Origin of the sequence: Streptomyces sp. NPDC018000 (genome assembly GCF_044328025.1) — a bacterium.
Taxonomy (GTDB): domain Bacteria; phylum Actinomycetota; class Actinomycetes; order Streptomycetales; family Streptomycetaceae; genus Streptomyces.
In genome coordinates, this window is the sequence record NZ_JBIRGM010000002.1 from 402724 (window position 1) to 421527 (window position 18804).

An 18804-nucleotide genomic window follows, 5' to 3' on the forward strand; every position below is an offset into this window, starting at 1 on the left:
GTGCGGCGAACGGCTGGTCGTGTGGCGAGCGCCCCTGACCTGCTGACATTCATGATTCTTGGGTCCGCCGCTCATGTTCTGCTGACGTCCCGCTGACGTCCCGCTGACGTCCGGGACCGTCACTCTCACGTCATCGCACGGGCGTGCGGCTCTCAGCCGTCGTCGGTGAGCCGCCGGACCGCTTCTTCGTACCGTTTGCGGTACTCCGTCCGCGCCGTCACCCGCAACAACGCTTCGAGGGCCCGTACCGCTCCCTCGTCGTAACCGGCGCGCTCCGCCTCCCCGGCCGCCCGGTCCAGCAGCCGGATACCTTCGCTCTCGTCGCCGAGCGCCAGACGGGCCTGGCCACTGGTGGTCAGCAGCAGCACCCGGCGTGCGACCTCCTCGTGCTCGGGCCCGAGGTCCAGCGCCGTCCGGGCGGAGTCGAGGGCGTCCTGCGGCCGGTTCGCGGTGAGCTGCATCCGGGCGAGGTGCTGCAGCGCGAGCATCTCGGTGTGCGCGTCGCGTTCCTCGTGGGCCAGGTCGACGGCCCGTCCGCAGCCTTCCAGCGCCATGTCGAGCCCGCCCGCTTCGGCTTGGACGACAGCCAGGTTGATCAGCGCGGTCGCCTCGCCGAGCCGGTCACCGGCCTGCCGGGCGAGGCCCGGCGAACGCTCCAGCAGGGTGACGGCCTCGGCGGTCCTGCCCTCCTCGGCCAGCACCCAGCCCAGCAGATTGATCACCCGCGACTCGGCATACGGATCGCTCTCGGTGCGGGCGGAGTCCAGCGCCAGTTCCAGCAGTGGTGCCCAGCTGTCCCGTGCCCGCCACACCACCTGCGGCCACTGGAGCAGAATGATCCGCCAGGCCCGGTCGTCGAGCCCGGCGGCCCGGGCCGCGACGGCGGCCAGAGCCAGGTCGTCGCGTTCGGCGGCCAGCCAGCGCATCGCCGCCGCCCGGTCGGTGAAGTCCCTTGTGGCGGCGGGGCGGTGGTAGTCGTCCGGCAGGACGAAGCAGGGCTCACCGCCGGGTTCGGCCGTGTCGGCGGCGGCGAGCGCGGTGGCGATGTAGTGGTCGAGGACATTGATGAGGGCCTCGGGCCCGGACGCGGGGTCCAGACCGCGGGCGTAGAGGCGTACCAGATCGTGCAGCACCCAGCGCCCGGGTGCCCTCTCGGTGACGAGGTGGGCGGTGGCGAGCCGTTCCAGCGCCGCTGCCGCGACGGCAGGGTCCGTGCCGGCGAGTGCGGCGGCCGTGTACGGGTCGAAGTGACTGCCGGGGTGGTGGCCGAGCCGGGCGAACTGGTGGACGGCGTCCGGCGGAAGCTGCTGCACGGTCAGCCGCAGCGCGGCCGAGACACCGGTGTCGTCCACGTCGAGGTACGCCAGCCTGCTGCGTTCGTCGGCGAGTTCGTCGGCCAGTCCGGCCAGCGTCCACTGCGGACGCCCTGCCAGCCGGGCCGCGGTGACGCGCAGAGCGAGCGGCAGACCTCCGCAGAGCTCGGCGAGCCGACGGGCCGCCACCGGTTCGCCGAGGACTCGTTCCTCGCCGAGGACACCGGCCAGCAGGGCCGTGCCGTCCTGCGGTTCGAGTACGTCGAGCGGGACGGGACGGGCCGCGTCCGAGGCGATGAGGCCTTCCAGCCGGTGCCGGCTGGTGACCAGCGTGACGCAGTCGGTACCGCCCGGCAGCAGTGGCCTGACCGTGGCGGAGTCGCGGGCGTTGTCGAGGACGACGAGCAGCCTGCGCCGGTCGGTCAGGGACCGGAAGAGCGCCGCTGCGGCGGGGACGGACTCGGGGACACGGCGCGGTGCGACGCCCATCGCCAGCAGGAACTCACGCAGCACTTCGATGGGCGCGGGCTCACCGGTGTCACTGAAGCCGCGCAGGTCGGCGAAGAGCCGTCCGTCCGGGAAGGCGGCGGGGTTGCGGTGCGCCCACTGGAGGGCCAGCGCGGTCTTTCCCACTCCGGCCGGTCCGGTGACCAGACAGACGGGCGCCTCGCCGGCCGCGGCCCGGGTGAGTGCGGCCAGTTCGGCGCCCCGCCCGTGGAAGCCGCGGGGTGCGCGGGGCAGCAGATCGGTGGGGTGCGGCTCGCCGCCGAGGGGTGGCAGGGGGAGGGGGCGGGGCGACGGCGGGCCGGGGGCGCTGTCGGTGCCGGTTCCCGCCCCGGCCTCCGTGGTGCCGGGCGAGGCGTCCGAGGGGGCGGCCGGTTCGGTCCGTGTGTCCGGCCCGGGGGCGCCGCGCAGGATCAGTGCGTACGCGTCGGCGAGTTCGTGCCCAGGGTCGATTCCCAGCTCGTCGGCGAGCAGTCGCCTCGTGCGGTGGAACCAGTCCAGTGCCTCCGACTGACGCCCCGCCCGGTACAGCGCCGTCATCAGGGCCGCCGCCAGCGACTCCCGCATCGGATGCGCGATCGCTTCCGCCCGCAGCATCGCAGCGGCCCGGCTGTGTTCCCCCAGCGCCGCGTAGGCCCGCGCCAGTTGCTCGACCGCCGCCAGCCGCGACTCCTCCAGCGAGTGAGCGGCGGCCTGGAGCGGCGGCCCGGCGAACGCGCCGGTGAGCGCCGGGCCCTGCCACAGGGACAGGGCCTCCTTGAGCATCAGTACGGCGTCAGCGGGGCTGCGCTGTTCCCGAGCCAGTACCAGCAACTCCTCGAACCGCTGCGAGTCCAGCAGGGTTTCCGGTACGCGCAGCACATACGCGTTGCCGAGCGTGACCAGTTCCACCCCGTAGACTTTCGCGTCCGCGCCGACCAGGAGGGAGCGCAGCTGCGACACGTGCCCCTGGATGACGCTGCGGGCGTGCAGCGGCGGTGCGTCGTCCCACAGGGAGTCCGTCAACCGGGCCATGGACACGGGTGTGTTGGCGGACAGCAGCAACGCGGCGAGCAGGCTGCGGCGTTTGGCGGGACCGAGAGGCAGCGGCCCGGTGCGCGTGTCGACGGAGACGGTGCCGAGCAGCCGGAACTCCACGTACGGCTTCCCTTCCGGGCGAGGTGCGCCCGGCGTGGGGGCACGGGCAAAGTCCCAGAATATCGGGGGGTTCCGCCGGGCCGACGAAGGGTTACTGGCCAGTTCGCGGAGCGCGGCCGGGGGTGGGAGCCGGGCGCTCCCACCCCACGGGCTCTCAGCCCGCCAGGAACGCCGCCAGCGCGTTCGCCAGCAGATACGGGTCGTCCGCGCCGCACAGTTCACGGGCGCTGTGCATCGACAGGATCGCGACGCCGATGTCCACGGTCTGAATGCCGTGACGGGCGGCGGTGATCGGGCCGATCGTGGTGCCGCACGGCATCGAGTTGTTGGAGACGAACGTCTGCCAGGGCACGTCCGCCTTCTGGCACGCCGCCGCGAACACGGCCCGGCCGCCGCCGTCGGTCGCGTACCGCATATTGACGTTGACCTTGAGGATCGGTCCGCCGTTGACCATCGGGTGGTGGGTCGGGTCGTGGCGCTCGGCGTAGTTGGGGTGGATCGCGTGCCCGGTGTCCGAGGAGAGGCAGACGGTTCCGGCGAAGGCCCGGGCGCGGTCCTCGTACGCACCGCCGCGGGCGAAGACGGAGCGTTCCAGAACTGTGCCGAGCAGCGGCCCGTCGGCGCCGGTGTCGGACTGCGAGCCGTTCTCCTCGTGGTCGAAGGCGGCCATCACCGGGATGTACGGAAGCTCGGAGTCCGGCTGTCCGGCGACGGCGGCCAGCGCGGCGGTCGCCGCGTGCACGGACAGCAGGTTGTCCATCCTGGGCCCGGCCAGCAGCTCGCTGTCCCGGCCCAGATAGGCGGGCGGCTCGACGGGGTGCGGCATCAGGTCCCAGCCGGTCACGTCCTCGGCGTCGACGCCCGCTTCCTCCGCAACGAAGCGGATCAGGTCGCCCTCCTCGACGGCCCCGAGCCCCCAGATCGGCTGCATGTGCTTCTGCCGGTCGAGCTTCAGACCGTCGGTGTTGGACGACCGGTCCAGGTGCACGGCCAGCTGCGGCACGCGCAGGAGCGGCCGGTCGATGTTCACCAGCCGGTGCGTGCCATCGCGCAGCGAGATGCGGCCGGCGAGACCGAGGTCCCGGTCGAGCCAGGTGTTGAGGAGCGTCCCGCCGTAGATCTCCACCGCGACCTGCCGCCAGCCGTACGCCCCGGTGTCCGGGAGCGGCTTGACCCGCAGATTCGGCGAGTCGGTGTGCGCCCCGACGATCCGGTACGGGGTGTGCGCCGCGGCGCCCTCCGGCACGTACCAGGCCACGATCGCACCGCCGCGCAGGACGTACTTCCCCCCGCTGGTGCCGTCCCAGGCCGCGGTCTCCTCGACCTGTCGGAATCCGGCCTTCTCCAGCCGCTCGGCCGCGGTGGCCACGGCGTGGTACGGGGAGGGGGAGGCCATCAGGAAGGCCATCAGATCGTCGGTGTGACCGCGGTCGAAGCGGAGCGAGGAACTCATGTTCTTCACTGTAACGAGGCCGCACCGGCCGGATTGCCCGGTCTCCGCGGCGCCGCCGCACCGACCGGGCCTACAGCTCGTCGATGGCGGTCAGGTCGATGTCGACGTCGTACGGGGCGGAGACCTTCAGCCGGTCGTGGTGGACGCCGGTGGAGACGTACTTCTTGTTGACCGGGTCCAGCTGATACGTCCAGACCACGGGCCGGCCGTTCTTGTTCATCTCGACGAGCCAGAAATTCGGGATGCCTGCCCCCGCGTACTTGTGCGGCTTGGTGTCGCGGTCCCTGGCCTCGGAGTCGGGGGAGACGACCTCGACGGCGAGCAGGATGTCGGCGGCCTGGTAGCGGGTCTGGTGCTGGTCCCCGTCCGCTTCGGCCGTCACCACGACGAGGTCGGGTTCCGGGACGTTGCGCTTGCCGAGCACGACGGCCATTTCGCGGCGTACGCGCAGATCGGTGGGAACGTGGCTGCGCAGCCCCTGTTCCAGCAGATACATCGCCAGCGTGTGGAACTTTCGCTGCGGACTCACGAAAACCAGGCTCCCGTCGATCAGCTCCGTATGCGGCGGGAGGTCGTCAAGCGTGAACAGATCGTCCGCGATGTAGCCGTCCGGCGGCGGGACCGGCCAGATGGAATCGTCGCGCCGCGCCGCTTCGGGCAGTGCCTCGGCAGTCATGGTTCCTCCCATGAACGGGATTCTCGGCCTGCACTCAGCGTACCCAGCTGATACGACAGCACCGCCACCCGAAAGCGTGTCCGGGTGACGGTGCGTGTTGACGATCGTGAGCGGGGCCGGAGGCTAGAACGCGGCCTCGTCCAGCTCCATCAGCGAGTTGTCGACGGACTCGGCGAGCGCGCGCTCGGTGGAGACGCCCGGCAGCACATTCGTGGCGAAGAACTTCGCGGCGGCGATCTTGCCCTGGTAGAAGGCGACATCCTTCGCGGAGGCGTCTCGCAGCTTCTCGGCCGCGACGGCCGCGCCCTTGAGCAGCAGGTAGCCGACGACGACATCGCCGGAGGCCATCAGCAGGCGGGTGGTGTTCAGGCCGACCTTGTAGATGTTCTTGACGTCCTCGCCGGTCGCGGTGAGGTCGGTGATCATCGTGCCGACGATCGCCTCCAGGTCCACGGCCGCCTTGGCGAGGGAGTCCAGCGCACCGGCCAGCTCCTCGTTGCCCTGGGCGCCGGCGAGGAACTTCTTGATCTTCTCGGAGAGGGCGTTCAGCGAGGCACCCTGGTCGCGGACGATCTTCCGGAAGAAGAAGTCCTGGCCCTGGATCGCCGTCGTGCCTTCGTACAGCGTGTCGATCTTGGCGTCACGGATGTACTGCTCGATCGGGTACTCCTGGAGGTACCCGGAGCCGCCGAACGTCTGGAGCGACTGCGCCAGCTGTTCGTACGACTTCTCGGAGCCGTAGCCCTTCACGATCGGGAGCAGCAGGTCGTTGAGGCCGTGCAGCGCCTTGGCGTCCTCGCCTGCGGCCTCCTTCTCCTGGATCGCGTCCTGGACGGAGGCGGTGTACAGCACGAGGGAGCGCATGCCCTCCGCGTACGCCTTCTGCGTCATGAGCGAGCGGCGCACGTCGGGGTGGTGCGTGATGGTGACCTTGGGGGCGGTCTTGTCCATGAACTGCGACAGGTCGCTGCCCTGGACGCGCTCCTTGGCGTACTCCAGTGCGTTCAGGTAGCCGGTCGACAGGGTCGCGATGGCCTTCGTGCCGACCATCATGCGGGCGAACTCGATGATGCGGAACATCTGGCGGATGCCGTCGTGCTTGTCACCGATCAGCCAGCCCTTGGCGGGGTGCTGGTCGCCGAACGTCATCTCGCAGGTGTTGGACGCCTTGAGGCCCATCTTGTGCTCGACGTTCGTCGCATACACGCCGTTGCGCTCGCCCAGTTCGCCGGTGGTCCAGTCGAAGTGGAACTTCGGGACCATGAAGAGCGAGAGGCCCTTCGTGCCGGGGCCTGCGCCCTCGGGGCGGGCCAGCACGTAGTGGATGATGTTCTCGGACATGTCGTGCTCGCCCGAGGTGATGAAGCGCTTCACGCCCTCGATGTGCCAGGAGCCGTCCTCCTGCTCGACGGCCTTCGTGCGGCCCGCGCCGACGTCCGAACCGGCGTCCGGCTCGGTCAGCACCATCGTCGAGCCCCACTGCTTCTCGACGGCGATCTCGGCGATCTTCTTCTGAGCCTCGTTGCCCTCGTCGAAGAGGATGCCGGCGAAGGCCGGGCCGGAGGAGTACATCCAGATGGCCGGGTTCGAGCCGAGCAGCAGCTCCGCGTAGGACCAGATCAGGGAGCGCGGGGAGGTGGTGCCGCCGATCTCCTCGGGCAGGCCCAGACGCCAGTACTCGGAGTCCATGAAGGCCTGGTAGGACTTCTTGAAGGAGGCCGGGACCGGTGCGGTGTTGGTCTCCGGGTCGAAGACCGGCGGGTTGCGGTCGGCGTCGGCGAACGAGTCGGCGAGCTCGTTCTCGGCGAGGCGGTTGACCTCGTCGAGGATGCTCTTCGCGGTCTCGACGTCCATCTCCGCGAACGGTCCGGTGCCGTACAGCTTGTCGCGCCCGAGGACCTCGAAGAGGTTGAACTCGATGTCGCGGAGATTCGACTTGTAGTGCCCCATGGGAAGGCTCCGTAATCAATAGCAGTGGCGCACAGGGCCCCGGGGACGGGGTGTGGGCCGGGCGGGCGACGAGCTGGCGTGCGTATATCAGCTGACCTCTCCGATGATGCTACCCGTCAGTAATAAGACGCAACCCCTCAAGGGTCTGATGTGTCCGATTACTCTTTGCGGCATGTACGGCTACGACCAGAACCAGGGCGCACAGCAGCAGATGGGCGGCGGCTACGGCGAGCAGCCGCTGTATCCCGAGCCCTCGCCGCCCTCCCTCGGTGATGCGGTACGGGCCTTCACCACGGGTTCTCTGTCCGCAGAGGACTTCCAGCAGATCTTCGCGACGTCGAAGGTCTACTGCCCGCGCGGCGACAACCCTGGATTCCTCGCGCTGCACAACACCCAGCAGCCGGTGATCCCGATGTTCACCACGCTCAAGGAGCTGCGGTTGTACGCGGGCAAGGAGTCCAAGTACTTCGTGATCACCGGGGCCGAGGTGATCGACCTGCTGCCGACCGGCTACGGCTTCGTCCTCGACATGGAGGGTGAGCACCGCATGGTCTTCGACGCCAAGGCCGTGGAGCAGATGGTCGACTTCGCGATGCGCCGCATGTACGGCTGACGCCCGAGGTCCTTCCCGAAGGGGTCCGCACCGATCGGTGCGGACCCCTTCTCGTTGTCGTGGGCGGTGCGGGAATGAATGACGCCTTGCCTGATGTTCACCATTCAACTAAATTGAGCTCAGGACAACCCCGGAGGTGGCTCCCATGCCCGCAGTGACCGTCGAAAACCCGCTGACCCTGCCCAAGGTCGCCGCTTCGGGCGACGCCAAGGCCCGTCCCGTGCTCGCCGTCACCACGGCGCCGAGCGGATTCGAGGGCGAGGGCTTCCCGGTTCGCCGCGCGTTCGCCGGGATCAACTACAAGTACCTCGACCCGTTCATCATGATGGATCAGATGGGCGAGGTGGAGTATCAGCCCGGGGAGCCGAAAGGGACCCCGTGGCACCCCCACCGCGGCTTCGAGACCGTCACCTACATCATCGACGGCATCTTCGACCACCAGGACTCCAACGGCGGTGGCGGCACCATCACCAACGGCGACACCCAGTGGATGACGGCCGGGTCCGGCCTCCTCCACATCGAGGCCCCGCCGGAGTCCCTCGTCATGTCGGGCGGTCTCTTCCACGGCCTCCAGCTCTGGGTGAACCTGCCCAAGGCCGACAAGATGATGAACCCCCGCTACCAGGACATCCGCGGCGGCCAGGTCCAGCTCCTCGCCTCCCCGGACGGCGGCGCGCTGCTCCGCGTCATCGCCGGTGAGCTCGACGGGCACGCGGGCCCCGGCATCACCCACACCCCGATCACGATGATCCACGCCACCGTCCGCCCCGGCGCGGAGGTGACCCTGCCGTGGCGCGAGGACTTCAACGGACTCGCGTACGTGCTCGCCGGGCGCGGCACCGTCGGTGCGGAGCGCCGCCCCGTCCACATGGGGCAGACCGCGGTCTTCGGCACCGGTTCCTCGCTGACCGTCCGCGCGGACGAGAAGCAGGACGGCAACACGCCGGACCTGGAGGTCGTCCTGCTCGGCGGCCGTCCGATCCGCGAGCCGATGGCGCACTACGGGCCGTTCGTGATGAACAGCCAGGCCGAACTGAAGCAGGCATTCGAGGACTTCCAGGCCGGCCGCCTCGGTACGGTGCCCGCCGTCCACGGGATGTGACATCCGCCGTCGGCGTGTGACGATCCACACTCGTACGGCGGTGCAAGCGGATTATCGGCCCGCGCCGTGATCGGGTGGGAGGGTGCAAACTCCTGAACCCCTCCTGCCCGCCGCCGCGCGCCGCACAGCTGCCTGGTGCGGTGTTGTTCTCCTCGTCACCGGGGTCGCCGCGGTCGCCGTCTGGCTGTGCATCATCTTCAAGACCGCGGTCACCCCCGTTCTGCTCGCGCTGCTCGGTACGGCGCTGCTCGGCCCGGTCCACCGCTGGCTGACCGCCCGCGGAATGAACCGGTCGCTGGCCGCGGGGCTCACCTGCGCCCTGCTCGTCGCGGTGGTCGGCGGTGCCGGATACATCGTCGTCACCGCCCTCGTCGACACCGGCGACCAGATCGTCCGGTCGCTGAAGGACGCCGGGCAGTGGGTCGTCGACCACTTCGGCATCAGCAAGAACACCAATGTGGACGCCCTCCTCGCCAATGCCCAGAAGCTTGCCGAGAAGTTCGGGGCGAGCGCCGCAGGCGGGATTCTCTCCGGGATCAGCCTGATCGGCTCGCTGATCGCGACCAGCGTCCTCGCTCTCCTGCTGACCTTCTTCTTCCTGCGCGACTCCGACAAGGCTGTGAACCTCGCCCACACGGTCGCCCCGCGCGGTACCGGGCGCCAGGTCGAGGCCATGGGACGGCGGGCCTTCGAAGCCGTCGAGGGCTTCATGCGCGGCACTACGTTCATCGCCCTGATCGACGCGATCTGCATCACCGTCGGCCTGCTGATCCTGAACGTCCCCGGCGCCGTGGGGCTGGGTGCGCTGGTATTCGTCGGCGCCTACATCCCCTACCTCGGGGCGTTCCTCTCCGGCGCGGTCGCGGTCCTGGTCGCGTTCGCCGACCGGGGGTTCGTGATCGCGCTCTGGGCGCTGGGGGTCGTGCTCGCCGTACAGGTGCTGGAGGGCCATGTCCTGCAGCCGCTGATCCAGAGCCGTACGGTCCAGATGCACCCCGCCACCATCATGATCGCGATCACCGCGGGCGCCAGCGTGGCGGGCCTGCTGGGCATGCTGCTCGCGGTACCGGCCTGCGCGGCGGCCTTCGGCATCCTCGGCGAACTGCGCGGACAGCGCTCCAGCCCGCCCGGCGCCTGAGGACGGAACCGTTCCCGCGGAAAGCCCGAACCCGACGACCCGGTTCAGCTCCCCGCCCCCGACCCCGACTCGTACAGCTCGAACCAGATCGACTTCCCCGCCCCCCGCGGATCAACTCCCCACGCATCGGCGAGCATCTCCATCAGCACCAGCCCCCGTCCACTGGAAGCCATCTCCCCGGGGCGCCGCATGTGCGGCAGCTCGTCGCTGCCGTCGGCAACCTCCACCCGCAGCCGCCGCTCACCGTGCTCCCCCGTCGCCTCGGCGACCACCAGCGCATCCCCGTCCGTGTGGACGAGGACATTGGTGGCCATCTCGGAGATCATCAGCACCGCCGCGTCGACCTGCTCCGGATCCGCCCAGTCGTGCAGCAGCTCCCGCAGCTGCTGCCGGGCCGCCGCGATCCGAGCCGGCTCGGCCTGCGCGATGGCCAGCGCGGTGCGCCGCGGCGCCGTCTCTCCCGGCGTCCCACCATCGCGCCGCAGCAGCAGTACCGCGATGTCGTCCTCCCGGCGGTCCGCCAGCGGCCCGGTCGTGTAGTGCGATGTCGGCCCGTGCACGGCCTGGACGAGGGCGTCGGCGAGCTTCTCCAGGTCGGACGTGTCCTGTTCCAGGACCGGCCGCAACCGGACCCAGCCGGTCGACAAATCATGGCCGCCGGTCTCGATCAGCCCGTCCGTACAGAGCATGATCGTTTCTCCGGCCTCCAGGGTGAGCCGGGTCGTCGGATAGTCGGCGTCCGCCTCGACGCCGAGCGGCAGCCCGCCCTCGGTCTGGCGGATCATCGCGGTCCCGTCGGCGGTCATCACCACCGGATCGGGGTGGCCGGCCCGTGCGATGTCCAGGACGCCGGTCTCCGGGTCGGCCTCCGCGTACAGACAGGTCGCGAAGCGAGGCCCGGTCTCCTCCCCGTCCTCGTACGCATCGGTGAGCCCGGACAGGAACCGGGACGCACGGGAGAGCACCGCATCCGGGCGGTGCCCTTCGGTGGCGTACGCGCGAAGGGCGATCCGCAACTGCCCCATCAGGCCCGCGGCGCGCACATCGTGGCCCTGGACGTCACCGATGACGAGCGCGATATTGCCGTTGGGGAGCGGAATCATGTCGTACCAGTCGCCGCCGACCTGGAGCCCGCCGCCGGTCGGGATGTAGCGGGCGGCGACCGTCATTCCCGGGATGTCGGGGCCGAGGGTCGGCATCATCGAGCGCTGCAGCCCGAGCGACAGCTCCCGCTCGGTCTCGGCGAGCCCGGCACGGCTCAGTGCCTGGGCCAGCATCCGGGCCACGGTCGTCAGCACGGACCGTTCGTCCGGCGAGAACGACACCGGGTGCCGGAACCCCGCCATCCAGGCGCCCATGGTGCGCCCCGCCACTATCAGCGGCAGAAACGCCCAGGAGCGGCGCCCGAAACGGCTGGCGAGCGGCCAGGTGGCCGGGTAGCGGCGGCTGTAGTCCTCGGGCGAGGGCAGATAGATCGCCCGCCCCGTCCGTACGGCCTCGGCGGCCGGATAATCCGTCTCCAGCGGCATGCCGTTGAACGGGCCCTCGTCGCCCACGCTGTGTCCGTGGTGACCGGTGATCGTCAGCCGCTCGCCCGCGATGCCGAAGACCGCCAGGCCGTCCGGCGAGAACCCGGGCATGGAGAGCGAGGCGGCGACCCGCAGCACCTCCTCCGTCGACCGGGCCTCGGCCAGCGCCCGGCCCGCGTCCAGCAGGAACGCCTCGCGGGAGCGGCGCCAGTCACCGGTGATGGGGGTGTGCGCCCCGGTGGTGCCGGGCTGCGGCTCGGCAACCTCCTGAAGGGTGCCGACCAGCACATAGGCCGTGCTGCCCGGCTCCTCGGGCGGGAGCGGCTTGGAACGGCTGCGTACGGTACGCAGCACCCGGCCGCTTTCGTCCACGATCCGCAGCCGGGCCTCGGCGAGGGTGCCCTCGGCGACAGCGAGATTCACCACTCCGTAGATCTCGTTCCAGTCGACCGGATGGAAACGGGAACGCACCGCGGACTCACGGAAGACACCGGCAGCGGCGGGCAGCTCAAGCAGCCGGGCCGCCTCCGCATCGAGCGTGACGGTCCCGGCTCCGTTGTCCCAGCGCCACAGGCCGGTCGCGGTCGCGGCCAGGACGTCCTCGGTGCGCATTGCCCTACTTTAAGAAGATGTGCCCCGCAAACGCCACCGAGGGTTGCCGCCCAGGCCCGGCCGGGCACGCCCCAGGGGTCGCGCCTCGCCCCTCCCGGGATGATCTTGAAATGTCAATGTCAATGATTCCGGCGGGTGCGGGCGGTAGCCTGGGGAGGCTGAATCCACCCCGAACCGCGAAGACTGGATGAACGAGAATGCATCGGTACAGGTCCCACACCTGCGGCGAGCTCCGCGCCTCTGACGTCGGCACCGACGTCCGGCTGAGCGGCTGGCTGCACAATCGCCGAGACCTGGGCGGCATCCTCTTCATCGATCTGCGCGACCACTACGGTCTGGTGCAGCTCGTCGCCCGTCCTGGCACCCCCGGCAACGAGGCCCTGGCGAAGCTCACCAAGGAGACCGTCGTACGGATCGACGGCAAGGTCTCCGCGCGCGGCGCCGACAACGTGAACCCGGAGCTCCCGACCGGCGAGATCGAGATCGAGGTCACCGAGGTCGAGGTGTTGGGCGAGGCCGCCCCGCTGCCCTTCACGATCAACACCGACGACGGGGTCAACGAGGAGCGGCGCCTGGAGTACCGCTTCCTCGACCTGCGCCGCGAGCGCATGCACCGCAACATCATGCTGCGCTCGGCCGTCATCGCCTCCATCCGTTCCAAGATGGTGGACCTCGGCTTCAACGAGATGGCGACCCCGATCCTCACCGCGACGTCCCCCGAGGGCGCCCGTGACTTCGTCGTCCCGTCCCGCCTGAACCCGGGCAAGTTCTATGCCCTGCCCCAGGCCCCGCAGCAGTTCAAGCAGCTGCTGATGATCTCCGGCTTCGACCGCTACTTCCAGATCGCGCCGTGCTTCCGCGACGAGGACGCCCGTGCCGACCGCTCGCCCGGCGAGTTCTACCAGCTCGACGTCGAGATGTCGTTCGTCGAGCAGGAGGACGTCTTCCGGCCGATCGAGAAGCTGATGACCGAGCTCTTCGAGGAGTTCGGCAACGGCCGCCACGTCACCTCGCCCTTCCCGCGCATCCCGTTCCGCGAGGCGATGCTGAAGTACGGCAACGACAAGCCGGACCTGCGCGCCCAGCTGGAACTGGTCGACATCTCCGACATCTTCGCCGACTCGGAGTTCAAGGCCTTCGCCGGCAAGCACGTCCGCGCCCTCCCGGTCCCGGACACCGCTGGCCAGTCCCGGAAGTTCTTCGACGGCCTCGGCGACTACGCCGTCCAGCACGGCGCCAAGGGCCTGGCCTGGGTCCGCGTCGGCGAGGACGGCGGCCTCACCGGCCCGATCGCCAAGTTCCTCACCGAGACCGACATCAAGACCCTCACCGAGCGTCTGTCTCTCGTCCCCGGCCACGCGGTCTTCTTCGGCGCGGGCGAATTCGACGAGGTCTCCAAGATCATGTCCGCCGTCCGCGTCGAGGCCGCCAAGCGCGCCGGCCACTTCGAGGAGGGCGTCTTCCGGTTCTGCTGGGTCGTCGACTTCCCGATGTACGAGAAGGACGAGGACACCGGCAAGATCGACTTCTCGCACAACCCCTTCTCGATGCCCCAGGGTGGCATGAAGGACCTGGAGGAGAAGGACCCGCTCGACATCCTGGCCTGGCAGTACGACATCGTCTGCAACGGCATCGAGCTGTCCTCCGGCGCCATCCGCAACCACGAGCCCGACGTCATGCTCAAGGCGTTCGAGATCGCCGGTTACGACCGCGAGACCGTCGAGCACGAGTTCGCGGGCATGCTCCGCGCCTTCCGCCTCGGCGCCCCGCCGCACGGCGGCATCGCCCCGGGCGTCGACCGCATCGTGATGCTCCTGGCCGACGAGCCCAACATTCGCGAGACGATCGCCTTCCCGCTCAACGGCAACGCCCAGGACCTGATGATGGGCGCCCCGACGGAGCTGGACGAGTCCCGCCTGCGCGAGCTGAACATCCAGCTCCGCAAGCCGGCGGCGACGGCCAAGGACCAGACGGAGAAGTAAGCGCCCGTTCCTTCCCCTGGTTCCACGTGAAACAGCCCCCGGCCGGACGGCCGGGGGCTGTTCGCTGAGCGTGCCCGCGCCCGGTCCCGCGCACCGCCGCCCGCCCGGAGCGCTCAGCTGGTGACGCGCGTGTAGGTGAGGAACACCGCGCCGCTCTTGAGAGCGGTGTGGTCGGTGAGCGTCCAAGTGCGCGGGTCGAAGGCGGCCTTGCGGGAGAACAGAGGGATTCCGTCGCCGATGGTCAGCGGGGCGACCTTGAGGATCAGCGTGTCGATCTCGGCGTAAAGGGAGCCCGCCAGCTCGGCTCCGCCGAGCAGCCAGATGTCCTTGCCGTCCAGCTGCTTGAGCCCCCGCACGGTCGCCACCGGGTCGTCGGCGACCAGTTCGACGGCCGGGTCCGGGCTCTCGGTCAGGGTCCGGGAAAATACCAGGTGACGCAGGTGTGGGTAGGCGTCGGTGATTCCGGCCGCAAGACCGATCTCGTAGCTGCGCCGCCCCTCGAGCACGGTGTCGAAGTGCGTGCCTTCCGCAGTGACGGACAGCGCCTGCCGGGCATGTACGGGAAGCGTCTCCGGGTACTCGGCCATGAGGTGCTGGAGGTAGTCCTCCGGTATGGGCCAGAAGCCGTTCGGACCAGTGGGGTCCGCGCCGTCCGGGCCCGCGATGAAGCCATCGAGAGTGATGGCGATGTAGTGGACGAGTCTGCGCACGCCGTGTCCCTTCCGTCGGTCCGCTGCCGCGGCGCGGCCCCGGGGCAGCCGGACGGGTGCCAGGGTGCGAGACCGCTGAGTGATCATCACACTGGGCCGACCGAGCGCGCGGCGGACCGTCAATGTTTGTGCAAACTCGCACGCGCGCCGGGCCCAGCGGCTGCTGAAACCAGCCAAGAAACGCAGTTGTTCGAAGTGAACAGAGCTGAACCCCGCATGCGCGGGAAGCAGGCGACCGGGGCCGCCCCCGCCGCCGCGTTCGTGGCGGGACCGACCCCGCCCACACGAGCGCCGAGATCCGCCGGTGGGCGCGGAAGAACAACGTCGAGTTGTGCTGCACCCCGACGAACGCCTCCTGGGCCAATCCGATTGGCCCGCATCCGTAGCGAGAAGGGCCTCCGCTGGGGGCGGCCGGCCGTTGCAGCGGTCCAAGGCTTCCCGCGACGACGATCTACTCAGCCATATCCTCAGGAGACAGACGAGTGATCTTCTTTCCCGCTTCGGTCTCGACCAGGGTCAACGCGCCAATCCAGTTCCCGTCTTCGGGATACTCCCAGGTGGCCGCGTCTTCGAGAATCGCCGGAAGACGATCACGAGGTACCAGCTTGCCGGGCTGGAAGCCATGCTCCCCGGAGGGGGAGGTCCACGGCGCGAGTCGGCGGACCTCGATCCACCCACGATCGATGAGAGCGAGCAAGATTCCCGCCAGCTCGTTGACCGGTCGGGACCGGTCGGCTTCGTCGAGATCGCCCCAGACACCAGGCAGGATGTCGATCTCATAGGAATTGACCATGAAGGCTTCTTCGGACTTGGTCAAAGTGTCCCACTCTTGCTTGCTCACTCAGCAATCGTCGCAGAGCCGGGGGCACAACAGGCTGCTACATCGCTGACCAGGCCATCCCAACTCGGAGCTCGCCCTGGCTGCCCGAGCCCGGTGAACCTTCCCGGTCACAGCACCAGAACTGCTCGTTCATAAGGCCCTGCGAAGAGTGCGTGCGGGGCCGGACGCGCCGGGCCCCTCGTACGGCTTCGAGGCAGGGCACCCCGGTGCGGAAGCTGCCGCAGGTCCGGGTGGGGCCGAGTTGGCGGCAGATTGCGGATCTGGCCCACGGCCATTGGATTGCTCGCAACGACCATGCCATGTCCCTTTACGCGGCCCGGAGTTCGCACCACACGAACTTTCCGGAATCGCCTGTCGAAGTGAGCGGGTACCAGCCCCACCCGTCCGTGCAGTTGCGGATGAGGTCGAGGCCGCGTCCGCTGTCGGCCTCTGCGGATGAGTACAGCGGTGGCGCGGGTGGGGTGGGGTCCGCGTCCCAGACGCCGATGCGCAGTACGCGCCGCCCGCCCAGCGCAGGCGTAACGCTGCCGGGCCCTTGGTGTGGCGTACCGCGTTGCCGACCAGTTCGCCGGCGACGAGTTCGGCGGTCTCGGAGAGGGGCAGCAGGTCGTGCAGCGTGAGGATCAGACGCAGAGTGCGTCGGGAGACCGTGACCGCGCGCGGGTCGTGGGGGATGTAGAGCGTGTACTCCCAGGGCGCGTCGGTGCGTGCGGGCGAGTTCGGCATACGGGAACTCCGTTTGGTGCGTGAGTGGTTGCGGGGCGCGGCGGTCCGTGGGTGGTGGCATGTCGCACCCGCCATGGCAGGGCGGGGCGGTGCGCTTTCGGGTTCCCGGCATTTCGCAGCGCCGAGGGGCGGGTGGGATATTACGAAGCGGTGATTCACGAAGCCGCTCTGCGGATCAGGGTCGCCGACAGCAAAGTCGCACGAGGTCAGCTTCTGCACATCCTGGAGCAGTCCGAACTGCCGCATGTGACGGTGCGGGTCATTCCATTCGACATGAATGGGTTCGCGGGAATGGGCGACCCGCTGGTGTACGCGGGTGGGCCAGTGCCGTCGCTCGATACCGTTCTCATGGACACCCCGCACGGCGGTGCATTTCTGGACGCGCAAGCACAGCTCTGCCGGTACCGCGAGGTCGTGCACAAGCTGGAGACGGTCTCGTTGGGCGCCATAGAGTCGAGGGACTTCATCCATCGCCTTGTGCGGAGCATGTGAAAGGTCCCGGCATGACAAAGGACGTCGTGTGGCAAAAATCCTCGTTCTCCGGCGGGGGCGATTCATCCAATTGCGTCGAACTCGCCCTCGGTGACAGCCGCATACGGCTCCGCGAGAGCGATGACCCCGGTACGGAGCTGGCGGTTGCCCCGGAGCAGTTGGCCCGGCTTCTTCGGGGTGTGAAGGGCGGGCGGCTCGGCAGGGCGTGACATCCGGCTCTCACGCAGGGGGTGATGATGACCGCGCTCAAGGCCACCGGGCACGGCGCCCGGGTTTCCCTCACGTCCCGGGCCGTGGCCTGACCTCATCCTGTCCACCCTCGCTGAGAGCGTGAGCTCGCGAGGCGCCCACACGAACACCGCTCCGAACGGATCTTCATCGATCATGAGCAGCACGTGGATCACGCGCGCTGAGACCAGCGCCGACATCCCCGCTCTCCGCGCGATCAACATCGCCGCCTTTCCCACCGCTCAGGAAGCCGATCTCGTCGACGCCCTGCGCGCCGACCCGAGCGCATGGATTGACGGCCTGTCCCTTGTCGCCGCAGATGAGAACGGCACCCCCGTCGGTCACGCACTGCTGACCCGTTGCCACATTGACGACGCCCCGGCCCTGTGCCTGGGTCCTGTTGCCGTCCGGCCCGAGAAACAGAACCGCGGCGTCGGCTCTGCTGCGGTTCTGGCCGCACTGACGGCAGCCAAGAGCAAGGGCGAGCACTATGTCATCGTCTTGGGGCACCCGACCTACTACCCTCGGTTCGGATTCACCCGCGCCTCCACCCACGGCATTGGCTTGACCATCGAGGTTCCGGACGAGGCCCTGATGGCTCTCACCCTTGACGCCAACCACCCGCTGCCCAGCGGAACGGTCCGCTACGCAGCACCGTTCGGTATCTGATCCATCCGCGCTGTGCGGGGGCCTCGCGCTCGTCGGTGATCGCCTCCGGGCGGTACCGCCGTATGGCCCTGGTGCGGATTCGCGCTCGCGTGTCGCGGCGTTAACTGGGTTCAGCGGGAAGAGGCGTGACGGGGAGCTCTCCCGCGCTGTCTTCACCCACGACTGCTGAGGAGTGCCCGTGTCCGTGTTGCGTCCGTCGGCCTCCCGGCGTCCCCCGTACGTCGTCTGCGCCGGAACGTGTGCCGCCGCGATCCTGCTGCTCACCGCCTGCGACAGCATCTCCGGTACTGCCACGGGAATCCGCGGTGTCCGGGCAGGTGCCACGGCTTCCGCCGGCGTCGCGGGCCCACAGGCCGACGGGGGCCGGGGGCGGGCGGCCCCCGGCCCGTACGCTCCGCGCCTCCGCCCCCGCGAGATCCCCGCTCTGGGACCGCGGACCCGGGCCACGATCCCGGCGGACTCCCGGCAGGCGCTGGTCGTCACCGGCCACTCCTACAACTCCAGCCTGTCCACCGCTGTCCTCTACACCCGTGACGATCCGGCCCTGGGCTGGCAGGCGGCCACGTCCCGCTGGCCCGCCCGCAACGCCATGAACGGCTGGACCGACGAGCACTGGGAGGACGACCTCCGCTCCCCGACCGGGGTCTACGGACTGACGTCCGCGGGCGGCCTGCTCGATGCCCCGGGCACCATGCTCCCGTACAACCAGAGCCCGGCGTTCGCCGTGAGCGGCGAGGGGCTCGACGGGGAGCCACTGGAGGGTTCCTTCGACTACGTCATCGCCGTCGACTACAACCGGATCCCCGGTGCCTCACCCCTGGACCAGAAGCGTCCGCTCGGCCAGGAGCGGGGTGGCGGCATCTGGATCCACGTGGACCACGACGGCCCGACCCAGGGCTGCATCACGCTCCCCAAGGACCGGATGAGGGAACTGCTGCAGCTCCTCGACCCGGCGAAGAAGCCGGTCGTCGTGATGGGGGACGTACCGGCACTGGAGCGGTGAACCGGGGATGGGCCCGGCTTCCAGCCCGTACGCTGGGCACAGTCCGGTTTCCCTCAGGAGGCAGTGATGACCGTGGCTGAGGAGAGTGTGCTGACCCAGGAGGTCTTCGAGGACCTCGCCCGTCAC

15 protein-coding genes and 1 pseudogene are annotated in these 18804 nt (G+C 69.5%); 8 read left to right on the forward strand and 8 right to left on the reverse strand.

Annotation, left to right across the window (positions count from 1 at the left end):
* Window positions 1-152: 152 nt before the first annotated feature.
* From ACH4EW_RS06390 to ACH4EW_RS06405, 4 genes are all read right to left on the reverse strand, one after another.
* Window positions 153-2954, reverse strand: a complete 2802-nt coding sequence (locus ACH4EW_RS06390) for an AfsR/SARP family transcriptional regulator (protein ID WP_398252197.1) — start codon at window positions 2952-2954, stop codon at window positions 153-155.
* Between the two features lie 154 nt (window positions 2955-3108).
* Window positions 3109-4407: a M18 family aminopeptidase gene (locus tag ACH4EW_RS06395; protein WP_398252200.1), complete on the reverse strand. Its 1299-nt coding sequence runs from the start codon at window positions 4405-4407 to the stop codon at window positions 3109-3111.
* 70 nt (window positions 4408-4477) lie between these two features.
* The gene (locus ACH4EW_RS06400; RefSeq protein WP_398252203.1) at window positions 4478-5095 is read right to left on the reverse strand and encodes a Uma2 family endonuclease; all 618 of its coding nucleotides are present in this window, start codon (window positions 5093-5095) and stop codon (window positions 4478-4480) included.
* Window positions 5096-5206: 111 nt separating this feature from the next.
* Window positions 5207-7033, reverse strand: a complete 1827-nt coding sequence (locus ACH4EW_RS06405) for an acyl-CoA dehydrogenase (RefSeq protein ID WP_398252206.1) — start codon at window positions 7031-7033, stop codon at window positions 5207-5209.
* 172 nt (window positions 7034-7205) lie between these two features.
* Between ACH4EW_RS06405 and ACH4EW_RS06410 the strand changes: the two genes are divergently transcribed.
* From ACH4EW_RS06410 to ACH4EW_RS06420, 3 genes are all read left to right on the forward strand, one after another.
* On the forward strand, window positions 7206-7646 hold the full coding sequence (locus tag ACH4EW_RS06410; protein ID WP_030930244.1) for an SseB family protein: 441 nt from the start codon (window positions 7206-7208) through the stop codon (window positions 7644-7646).
* 145 nt (window positions 7647-7791) lie between these two features.
* Window positions 7792-8748, forward strand: a complete 957-nt coding sequence (locus tag ACH4EW_RS06415) for a pirin family protein (protein WP_398252209.1) — start codon at window positions 7792-7794, stop codon at window positions 8746-8748.
* An 82-nt stretch (window positions 8749-8830) separates the two neighbouring features.
* Window positions 8831-9886, forward strand: a complete 1056-nt coding sequence (locus ACH4EW_RS06420) for an AI-2E family transporter (protein WP_398252212.1) — start codon at window positions 8831-8833, stop codon at window positions 9884-9886.
* Window positions 9887-9930: 44 nt separating this feature from the next.
* Here the strand turns inward: ACH4EW_RS06420 and ACH4EW_RS06425 are convergent, their stop codons facing one another.
* Window positions 9931-12027 (reverse strand): SpoIIE family protein phosphatase, encoded by a 2097-nt coding sequence (locus ACH4EW_RS06425; protein WP_398252215.1) that lies wholly within the window; start codon window positions 12025-12027, stop codon window positions 9931-9933.
* Between the two features lie 197 nt (window positions 12028-12224).
* Between ACH4EW_RS06425 and aspS the strand changes: the two genes are divergently transcribed.
* Window positions 12225-14009: an aspartate--tRNA ligase gene (aspS, locus tag ACH4EW_RS06430; protein WP_398252217.1), complete on the forward strand. Its 1785-nt coding sequence runs from the start codon at window positions 12225-12227 to the stop codon at window positions 14007-14009.
* Between the two features lie 113 nt (window positions 14010-14122).
* Here aspS and ACH4EW_RS06435 read toward each other — a convergent pair whose 3' ends face one another.
* The 3 genes and pseudogenes from ACH4EW_RS06435 to ACH4EW_RS06445 form a co-directional block, all read right to left on the reverse strand.
* A complete protein-coding gene (locus ACH4EW_RS06435) occupies window positions 14123-14719 on the reverse strand; it encodes a dihydrofolate reductase family protein (RefSeq protein WP_398252220.1) in 597 nt (198 codons plus the stop codon).
* Window positions 14720-15170: 451 nt separating this feature from the next.
* Window positions 15171-15560: a hypothetical protein gene (locus tag ACH4EW_RS06440; protein WP_398252222.1), complete on the reverse strand. Its 390-nt coding sequence runs from the start codon at window positions 15558-15560 to the stop codon at window positions 15171-15173.
* Window positions 15561-15867: 307 nt separating this feature from the next.
* Window positions 15868-16286, reverse strand: a pseudogene (locus ACH4EW_RS06445) (ATP-binding protein).
* Between the two features lie 150 nt (window positions 16287-16436).
* Between ACH4EW_RS06445 and ACH4EW_RS06450 the strand changes: the two are divergent.
* From ACH4EW_RS06450 to ACH4EW_RS06465, 4 genes are all read left to right on the forward strand, one after another.
* Complete coding sequence (locus ACH4EW_RS06450; protein WP_398252225.1) at window positions 16437-16778, forward strand: Scr1 family TA system antitoxin-like transcriptional regulator; 342 nt, start codon at window positions 16437-16439, stop codon at window positions 16776-16778.
* A gap of 11 nt (window positions 16779-16789) precedes the next feature.
* Entirely contained in the window at window positions 16790-16987 is a 198-nt protein-coding gene (locus tag ACH4EW_RS06455) for a DUF397 domain-containing protein (RefSeq protein WP_398252227.1), read from the forward strand.
* Window positions 16988-17162: 175 nt separating this feature from the next.
* Entirely contained in the window at window positions 17163-17675 is a 513-nt protein-coding gene (locus tag ACH4EW_RS06460) for a GNAT family N-acetyltransferase (RefSeq protein ID WP_398252230.1), read from the forward strand.
* Window positions 17676-17853: 178 nt separating this feature from the next.
* Window positions 17854-18678: a L,D-transpeptidase family protein gene (locus ACH4EW_RS06465; RefSeq protein WP_398252233.1), complete on the forward strand. Its 825-nt coding sequence runs from the start codon at window positions 17854-17856 to the stop codon at window positions 18676-18678.
* The last annotated feature ends 126 nt before the right edge of the window (window positions 18679-18804 follow it).